The organism is Robinsoniella sp., assembly GCF_034124845.1.
In genome coordinates, this window is record NZ_JAWYAJ010000574.1 from 1 (window position 1) to 1722 (window position 1722).

Annotated in this window: 1 protein-coding gene and 1 pseudogene; both read left to right on the plus strand. The window is 46.9% G+C overall.

The annotated features are described in order from the left end of the window. Positions 1–939, plus strand: a pseudogene (locus ACH2DQ_RS28465) (ABC transporter permease); the annotation flags it as partial. Positions 940–975: 36 nt separating this feature from the next. Next, the coding region (locus tag ACH2DQ_RS28470; protein ID WP_395028752.1) for a glycoside hydrolase family 88 protein at positions 976–1722 on the plus strand (747 nt) is incomplete at its 3' end.

A 1722-nucleotide genomic window follows, 5' to 3' on the forward strand; every position in this document is an offset into this window, starting at 1 on the left:
GACGAGATTCCGCTGTTTGACCGCTCGGCTACCGCTGAGACAGAGATGGGTGAAAATCTAGCTCTGTGTGATTCCAGTTCAACATTCTATACAAGGGATGGGAAAATAACCTTTGAACCATTGACGGAAAATTATAAATTGGCGGTAAAAAATCTTGCCCAGTGGTATAAAGAGGGACTGATTGATCCGGAGATTTTTACAAGGGGCATGTCCGCAAGAGATACCCTGCTCAGCAATAACACGGGAGGATTTACCCATGACTGGGTAAGTACAGGCAGTTACAACGATTCTTTGGGAGAAGAAATTCCGGGATTTCAGATGGTGGCAATTGCACCCCTAAAAGACCAGAACGGAAATGTGAAAGAACGGGATTACCGTTACGCTGAGTGCGGATGGGGCATTTCTTCACAGTGCAAGGATCCGGAGAGTGTCATTGAGTTCATGGATTTCATGTTTACCGAGGAAGGTTCGGATTTAATGAACTGGGGAGTTGAGGGCAAGACATATACCGTGGATGACAACGGCGGGAAAGCTTTTACCGAGGAAGTGTTCAAATCCGGACTGGCGCCGGTGGAATATCTGCGATCCCTGGGTTCGCAATACCGTGCCGGTTATATTCAGGCTGCAGATTACGAGTATGCAACCATGAATGATGCAGGGAAAGCGGCAAACAAGCTGTATGATTCACACGATGAGTGGTTTCTTGCACCAAAACTTCCTGAACTGAAGCTGAGTACGGATAATATGGATGAATATAAGAGCATTATGTCGGGCATCCAGCCAATCGTCTATGAGAAGCTCCAGAGCTGGATTCTGGGGTCCAGCAATATTGAGGATGAATACGATGCCTTTATACAGGAACTAAAGGACAGGAATATTGAAAAGGCAATTGAAATCCAGCAGACGGCATACGATAATTATGTCAAAGTTACAAAATAAAGGGCAGCCTTTTTGGAAAACAGCAGGAGAGCATTTATGGACAAGGAAAAATTACAAAGAGCAGCTGCCCGGGCAGTATCGGTTCTGAGAGAAAATCTGGGGAATTTTACCTACCAATTTCCTGGTTCCAATAGTGAGCATATGTTTTACCCGGCAACAGAAAATACAGAATGGACAACGGGATTCTGTACCGGAACATACTGGCTTGCCTATGAACTGTCGGGAGAGGAACGGTTCCGAACATCGGCGGAGGTTCAGGTAGAGAGCTTTTATAATAGGATAAAACAGAAAACAGATGTGGATCATCATGATATGGGATTTTTATATACGCCTTCCTGTGTAGCAGCTTATCAGCTTACGGGAAATCAGCGGGCAAAAGAGGCGGCAATCCTGGCGGCAGACCAGCTGATCAGCCGCTTTCAGGAAAAAGGAGAGTTCCTTCAGGCGTGGGGAGCGTTAGGGGCAGAGGATAATTACCGTCTGATTATAGACTGTCTGCTGAATCTGCCGCTGCTGTATTGGGCTTCTTATGTAACCGGGGATGAAAAGTACAGAGACATTGCCATACGGCATACCCGGACCAGCATCCGTAATCTGGTGCGGGAAGATCATTCTACCTACCACACTTATTTTTTTAATCCCAGGACAGGAGAGCCGTTACGTGGGGTTACGGCTCAGGGGTATCGGGACGATTCTGCCTGGGCAAGGGGGCAGGCATGGGGAATCTATGGAACGGCATTGGCGTGGCGGTACACAAAAAATGAAGTTTGCAGAGAGTTGTTC